Genomic DNA, 6,868 nt, shown 5'->3' on the forward strand with positions numbered 1-6,868 from the left:
GCGAACAGCCCCGCAACGCCAAACAGCCCGAGATAGGAAGCGAACAGCACTCCCTCGTCGGGCCGGCCGACAAGGGTCACCGTAACGGGATAAGCCGCCGTCAGGGCAAGCGCGGTCCAGATGACAGTAGCCCCGGCCAGAAATTTCGCCGCGACAATCCGCCCTCTTGAAACCGGGAGAGCCGCCAGCAGTTCGGCGGTACCGCTTTTGGCCTCCTCCGCAAACAGGCGCATTGTAACCGCCGGCACAAAAAAAGTCAGCATTAACGGAGCGATTGACATAAACGGCTGGATATCCGACCGGTTCCGTATAAAAAGCTGTGAACCGAAAATATACCCGCACACCAGCAGGAACGCGGCAATCACTATATAGGCCATGGGGGAAGAAAAATACGCCGCCGTTTCCCGGCTGTAGAGGACCGCGACGGAACGCAAAGCGGCGCCAAACCGGCCGTTGCCGCTCATGAAGTAAGGCTCCTGAAAACATCCTCCAGCGAGGAGGCTTCTTTCTTCAGCTCCAGCACCGGCCAGCCGTTTTCAACGGAGGCGGAGTAAACCGCGCGCCGGAGATCATTGCCCGGCGCGCTGACGGTAAACCGTGTTTCGCCGCCCGACCGCGCGCTTTCACAGCGCGTTACGCCCGCCAGCGCCGACAGCCGGGCGCGGACAGCCGCTTCATCAATATCTCCGCACAGCGTGAGCGCGCAGGACTCTTCTCCGCCCAGCACCTTTGCCGCAGGACCCTGCGCGACCAGCCGGCCGCGCGCGATGACAAGCAGTTCGTCGCAAACGCGGCGCGCCTCCTCCAGCATGTGCGTGGAAAACAGAATGGTCTTTTCACGCCCGAGTTCCCGGATCAGCATACGCACGCCCTCAGCCTGATTGGGGTCCAGCCCGCCGGTCGGCTCATCCAGAAACAGCACAGGCGGATCATGCACTATTGCGTTGGCCAGGCCCGTGCGCTGGCGGTAGCCTCTGGAAAGCTCGCCGATATCCCTGCCGATCACTTCGCCCAGCCCGCACCGCTCGACCGCGTTTTTTACCGCCCGATCCAGTTTCTGACCGGCCAGGCCGCGCACGGCGCCGTTATACAAAAGATAGTCAGCCACTTCCATGTCTTCATAAAGCGGGTTGTTTTCCGGCAGATATCCTATCACCGCTTTTGTTTCCAAAGGATGCAGTTCGGTGTTCAGCCCGTTGATAAAAAGCGCTCCCTCGCTCGGCGCAAGAAACCCGATGAACGCCTTTATGGTAGTGGTTTTGCCCGCGCCGTTGGGGCCGAGGAACCCGGCTATTTTGCCTTTTCCGACCGCGAATGAAACGCCGTCCACGGCGCGCACGGCGCCGTAACTGCGTCGGAAATCGGCGGCCCGGATCATGAGACTGTCCTTTCCGCGCGGGTTTGTATCACGCCCAGAAACCGTTTCAGATGCTCCACCGTGTCCTCATTGCCAAGGCGGTTGTGCTGGAAAATAAGATTCCCGATCGTAAGCGACAGCATATACGCCGAATCCGCCGGATCAAGAAAATAATCCTCCCACGCCATCATGCGGGAACGCACATACCGCAGGCAGTCGTGCCGGCTGATGATTTTGCCTTTGAGCGAAGGCGCTATGAAAATCCTGTTGCCCGGCGTGTGCAGCTGCACGATAACCATGCCCGGCAGATGTGTGCCGTAGGACGGAATCCCCATTTTTTCCGCCACCAGTATGAACTGCGAGCTTAACGCCAGCGAAGTGCCCTGCTTCGATTCCAGCACGCTCGACAGATACATCGCCTGCGGCAGGGCGCGCCCCTCCGGCGCCACGGTAAAGCCTTTTTCTTCAAACAGCGCTTTGTTGAAAAGCGCGAGAAACGAAGCGAGATCGGTCGCCGGTTTGGCGTAACCGGCGGTGAATTCGGCGAGCGAGTCTATCTTGCCGGTAAACTCCGCCAGCGAGAGCCTGGGCTCGAAAAATTTCGACAGCAGAAACAGCCCTTCCTCCAGGTCCGGCTCGCCTGCCCGCGTGAAGATATTGCGGAACATCTGCAGAATCATTTCCGCGCGCACCGCCATCAGCAGCCGCCCCACGCAATCGGGCGTGTCGTGAAACTCCCGCCCGATAATAGTGTCCACCCGCTCTGGATCGCACCGGATAATTTCCGCCAGCCGCGCGGTTAGTTTTTCCGCGTTGGAATTATCCTCGTTGGCAATGAGATCAATGAGCGCCTTTATCTCGCTGTCGGGCAGTTGCTTTGGTTTCTTGACTGACATGCTGACCCCGTTATTTCAGTGCGCGTTTATTTCGGACAGAACCGCGTCGTATGTGTACGGCTTTGAAACGCCTTTTTTGGCGGAAACGGCAGAATCCCAGAAATCAGGCCGGGAAAGAACGACTTTGTAATCTTTCAGAGCTGCTTCGCGCTCACCCAGGACATCATACACCTGCCCGCGGCGCAGATAACAGAAAGTCACCCAGCCCTTGTCTTTGTAAGGTGTATTGTCTATGCCCTGATTGAACATGGAAATCGCCTGGCCGAACTGCATTTTGGCCACATGCCCGTCCCCTACCGCCAGAAAAAAGAGCGCGGCCTGCTGACTTAACGGGTGTTCCTCCAGAGCCGGCAGCATGGCGATAAACCTGCTGCCCTGCGTTATGGTGTATTCCCAGTCATTCATGTTGAAATGGGTGGCGAAATCCACAAACTGGAAAAACACATTGTCCTTGTCCTTGTTCTGAAGCTCTGCGCACATCCGGGCGGCTTTCTTATAGTCCTTTTCAAACTGCACGAGAATGCTGATATAAAACAGTTCCGCCTCGGTATTGAAGAACCGGCCGTTTTTTATGCCGGACTCAAGCTCCTGTTTCCCGCGGGTTTTGTCGCCCCGCACAAAAAGCAGGGACGGCAGCCTGAGGAACCCGGGTATTGAAGCGGCGTAATAATCGTAAATCCCCAGCCCCACATAAGCGTCATAAATACCAGGATTGAGTTTAAGCGCGCGCTGCAGATACTTCCGGCCCTTCTTGCCTTTTACGAACGCGCTCCACCAGCTGCGCTCCACGGCATACCAGCGCGCCATCAGGCCATAGGCGGTGCCCATGATAAACGAAGCGGAAGCCTCGTCGCCGCCGCTGTCAATCCAGCTGTCGCTCAGCGTCACGGCTTTGTTGGCGTAACTTAAAAATTCCGTTTCAAAAGCGCCGGTGTCCTGCCCGGTTTTGTCATAATTCTGGGAAAACTTCCACCAGTTGAGCGCGGCAAGCGCCAGATAGCCGGCGGGATGAGTCGGCGAAGATACTATAAGCGATTGAAATTCCGTTTGCGCGCCGTCAAAATCCAGCCTGTACATTTTCTGGATACCGGCCAGCCATCTGGTGTCAATATCCTCGCCAAGACTGAACACGCCCGTGGAGGCGCAGAACGCCGGCATTTGCGCCAGCAACAGCACACAGGCCAGAAACATTTTTTTCTTCATATTCATATCCGGTTATATTATATTATACTGTTTCATGCAGCGGATCAATATAGCGCGGCACAAGCCGCCGGAACGCGCAGCATGGTAATCTATGGAAAAAACCGCCTTTGACGGGTTTGCCCTGGCAGCCGGACTCTGCCTTGCGGAGGAAAACGGTAAAGTTTCCTGCCAGGCCTGCGCGCACGCCTGCGTTATCGCCGACGGAGCCCGGGGAGTCTGCGGCGCACGCTTTAACAGCAACGGAACACTGCATGCGCCGAGCGGCTATGTGGCGGCCCTGGCAGCCGATCCGGTGGAAAAAAAACCTTTCTATCATTTTCATCCGGGCGCGCTCACGCTGTCGTTCGGTATGCCGGGCTGTAACTTCTCCTGCCGGTTCTGCCAGAATCACGAACTTTCCCAGAACCTGCGCGCCGGCGGCCCGGATCTGCCGGTTTCAGCGGTCACGCCTGAAAAAATTGCCGGCGCGGCTGTTTCTGCCGGCGCGGCGATAATCGTTTCCACCTACAATGAACCGTTCATCTCCTGCGAATGGGGAAAAGAAGTCTTCATCGCCGCGCGCGCAAAGGGACTGAAAACCGCGTTCGTGTCAAACGGGTTCGCGTCCGAAAAATCCGCCCGTTACATAATGCCGTTTCTTGACGCCTGCAACATAGACCTGAAATGTTTCAGCGACAGAACTTACCGGGAAATCATCGGCGGGCGGCTGGAACCGGTGCTCGACACCATCCGGCTGATGTGGGAAGCCGGGGTCTGGGTGGAGGTAACCACGCTGGTCATACCGGACCTGAACGACAGCGACGCCGAACTGGCACAAACCGCCGGATTCTGCGCCGGCATTTCACCCGAAATGCCCTGGCATGTTACGGCATTTCACCCGGCTTGCAATATGCGTGATAAAGGCCGCACTCCCGCCGCGACACTGGCGCGCGCCGCCGGGATCGGGCGCAAAGCCGGGCTGAAGTATGTGTACACCGGAAATATTGCCGGCGGACAGCAGGACACCCTCTGCCCGCATTGCCATGCGCGCGCTATTGAGCGCGACGGGTTCGCCGTTGTTTCCCGCGCGGTAACGGCCGGCGGCTGCTGCGCCGCCTGCGGCGGGAATATCGCCGGCAGGTTCAGTCCAGTTTGATTTTATTGAAAAGGTTGTCCGCTTCCGGCACGCGCAAAGCCGCCGCGATGCCAAGCGCAAAAGCCAGTACCGGCGGCAATGCGGCGAGAAAAACGCTGGAAAAGGAAAGCGTGCCCGCCAGTTGAAAGGCCAGGAAACACGGCAGCACAAGCGTAACCGCCGCCAGAGCGAGCTTATCCGTCAGCTCTTTCGGATGCAGCATCCGCAGCGCGAACAGCATCAGATAATACCCGCCCGCCACATTCAGCATGGTAACAACGGCAAACGCCAGTTTGTCATAAGTGCTGCGCTGCGAACGGAAAAGCCGCGAACCGGCGGTGTGCAGCAGATATCTGCTCAATAGCCACTGCGCGGCCACGACAATCAGCAGTTCCACGAATAGAAACAGCGAAACCAGCCCGGCGGTCAGCATCGAAGTCAGAAAAAAATGATTTTCGATCCGCGCTAAAAATTCCCTGAACACCGCCGCCATGGACGGGCTTGCCGCCGTCATCCGGGGCTGGCCCGGCGCAACCGCGCCGCCGGCCGGGCGGAAGTTTTTTTTATCGCGCGCTTTGGTCATAAGCTGCTCCGTGCGGGTTACAGATATTCGAATAATTCCAGAGTGTCTTTTCGGTTTCGCCAGTCGGGCGTATGTTTTACAAACAGTTCCAGCCGGACAGGCCGGCCCAGAAATTTCTCGATTTCCGGCGTGCTGTTTTCCCGCAGCTGTTTGATCATCTTGCCGCCTTTGCCCACGATAATTCCTTTCTGCGTGTCGCGTTCGACATGAATAACCGCGCGGATATGGTCGGGGCCGTTTCTGCGTTCATGAAATTCCTCTATTTCAACGGCGCAGGAGTAAGGAATTTCCTCGCTGAACAAATGAAAAATCTGCTCGCGGATGAATTCGGCCGCATAGAACCGTTCCCAGCGGTCGGTCCACTGTCCGTCCGGGAAATAATGCGGATGAGGCGGCAGCGCGTCAAGCAATGTGCGCCTGAGGTTTTTCAGGCCCGCGCCGGTTTTGGCCGACACGAAAAAAGTACCGGCGATTTTCAGGTGCGGCTTCAGCCCCTCGACCGCGCTTTCCGCCGCGCTTTTATTGCTGGCGGTGTCGGTTTTATTGACAGCCAGATAAACCGGCCGATCACACCGGGCCACCAGCTCGGCCAGCTTCAGCTCCTCCGGCAGAGGAGGGCGCGGTTCCGTAACGAACAGAATGATATCGGAGTCATCATCGCAGGCCTGCCTTACATTGCGCACCATCGTGCGCTGAAGGCCGTACTCCGGATTGAGAAAACCGGGAGTATCCACAAACACGCCCTGCGCGGCGCCGTCCTCAACTATGGCGGTTATGTTCTGCCGCGTCGTCTGCGGCTTGGTCGAAATTATTGACAGCTTCCCGCCCGCAAGGAAATTAAGCAGCGATGATTTTCCCACGTTCGGCAAGCCCGTTATGGCTACGAATCCTGCTTTGGCAGTTACGACCTCTGGCATCGGTTCTCCCTAAATGAAACCGGCCCGGTTTGAAACCGGGCCGGTAAAAGTCGCTAGCCTTTGGTTTCAACCCAGAGGCATAAACCGGTAGACTTGTCCAGCTTGCGTGTCTTGGGCGAACCGATCAGCTCCTGAATAAACACTTCGGAAACAAAAACCTTCGTGCCCGCCAGCAGATGCCCGCCTTCAACCGCGCCGCCTGGCTTGCCCAGCACGATATGCGCGTGCACCATCGGTCTGTCTTCTTTCAGGCTGATATTGCCGGTGAGGCTGAGCACTTCGGTATACTCCTCGCATTTCTTTTTGAGAAAAACCTTTTTCCTGGGGTCAAACACGCCGTATGCGCAAGTCATCATGGAACCCATGCCGGTTATAGTGCCGCATTTGATCTGGTTTTCGGTGCAGAAATCTTCGAGCGCGGCCAGCAAATCGTCGCCTTTGCTGATTTTAAACAAGTATGCCCGCCCTGTAAGATACGGTTTGTCTGACATTTTATCTCCCCTTTTCCGCCGACACTGCCACGGACGATCGTTTGATTTGCCTGTCTTTTCGCAAAGGTCTTGAAACCGGTCACTTACACTGCTGCGGCAACAAGTTTCCCACTAATGGGAAATTCATAAACAGAACCTCACGGTCCCATTATATCACATTCGGCGAGGCGTGTCATTATTGCGTATTGCGCAAGCTAAAATCTTACCATAGGGCATATCATTGCGCAATTTACTATCTAACCCAAGTAGGGACAGTTTTACAGTTCCACAAGGGGCGGATAATGACACCTAAAACCCGTATGGAATA

General features: G+C 56.6%; 8 protein-coding genes. 1 reads left to right on the top strand and 7 read right to left on the bottom strand.

The window, feature by feature from the left end; genetic code table 11:
* The 4 genes from PHW69_09315 to PHW69_09330 all read right to left on the bottom strand — a co-directional run.
* Nucleotides 1–464 (bottom strand): ABC transporter permease (locus tag PHW69_09315; protein ID MDD4005380.1); only part of this gene is annotated, 464 nt, incomplete at its 3' end.
* A complete protein-coding gene (locus PHW69_09320; GenBank protein ID MDD4005381.1) occupies nt 461–1,378 on the bottom strand; it encodes an ATP-binding cassette domain-containing protein in 918 nt (305 codons plus the stop codon). The genes PHW69_09315 and PHW69_09320, both read right to left, overlap by 4 nt.
* Nucleotides 1,375–2,253: a transglutaminase family protein gene (locus PHW69_09325; protein MDD4005382.1), complete on the bottom strand. Its 879-nt coding sequence runs from the start codon at nt 2,251–2,253 to the stop codon at nt 1,375–1,377. The genes PHW69_09320 and PHW69_09325 overlap by 4 nt, the downstream gene beginning before the upstream one ends.
* Nucleotides 2,254–2,268: 15 nt before the next feature.
* Nucleotides 2,269–3,456, bottom strand: a complete 1,188-nt coding sequence (locus PHW69_09330; protein MDD4005383.1) for a hypothetical protein — start codon at nt 3,454–3,456, stop codon at nt 2,269–2,271.
* A gap of 91 nt (nt 3,457–3,547) precedes the next feature.
* Between PHW69_09330 and amrS the strand changes: the two genes are divergently transcribed.
* Nucleotides 3,548–4,591: an AmmeMemoRadiSam system radical SAM enzyme gene (gene amrS / locus PHW69_09335; GenBank protein ID MDD4005384.1), complete on the top strand. Its 1,044-nt coding sequence runs from the start codon at nt 3,548–3,550 to the stop codon at nt 4,589–4,591.
* Here amrS and PHW69_09340 read toward each other — a convergent pair.
* The 3 genes from PHW69_09340 to PHW69_09350 are packed head-to-tail and all read right to left on the bottom strand — an operon-like array spanning nt 4,578 to nt 6,561.
* Nucleotides 4,578–5,153, bottom strand: coding sequence for a hypothetical protein (locus PHW69_09340; GenBank protein MDD4005385.1), 576 nt, complete (start codon nt 5,151–5,153; stop codon nt 4,578–4,580). The genes amrS and PHW69_09340 overlap by 14 nt on opposite strands.
* A gap of 17 nt (nt 5,154–5,170) precedes the next feature.
* Nucleotides 5,171–6,070, bottom strand: coding sequence for a GTPase Era (gene era / locus PHW69_09345; GenBank protein ID MDD4005386.1), 900 nt, complete (start codon nt 6,068–6,070; stop codon nt 5,171–5,173).
* A 53-nt stretch (nt 6,071–6,123) separates the two neighbouring features.
* The gene (locus tag PHW69_09350; GenBank protein MDD4005387.1) at nt 6,124–6,561 is read right to left on the bottom strand and encodes a DNA-binding protein; all 438 of its coding nucleotides are present in this window, start codon (nt 6,559–6,561) and stop codon (nt 6,124–6,126) included.
* Between the last annotated feature and the right edge of the window lie 307 nt (nt 6,562–6,868).

It is taken from the genome of Elusimicrobiaceae bacterium (assembly GCA_028700325.1).
GTDB lineage: Bacteria > Elusimicrobiota > Elusimicrobia > Elusimicrobiales > Elusimicrobiaceae > JAQVSV01.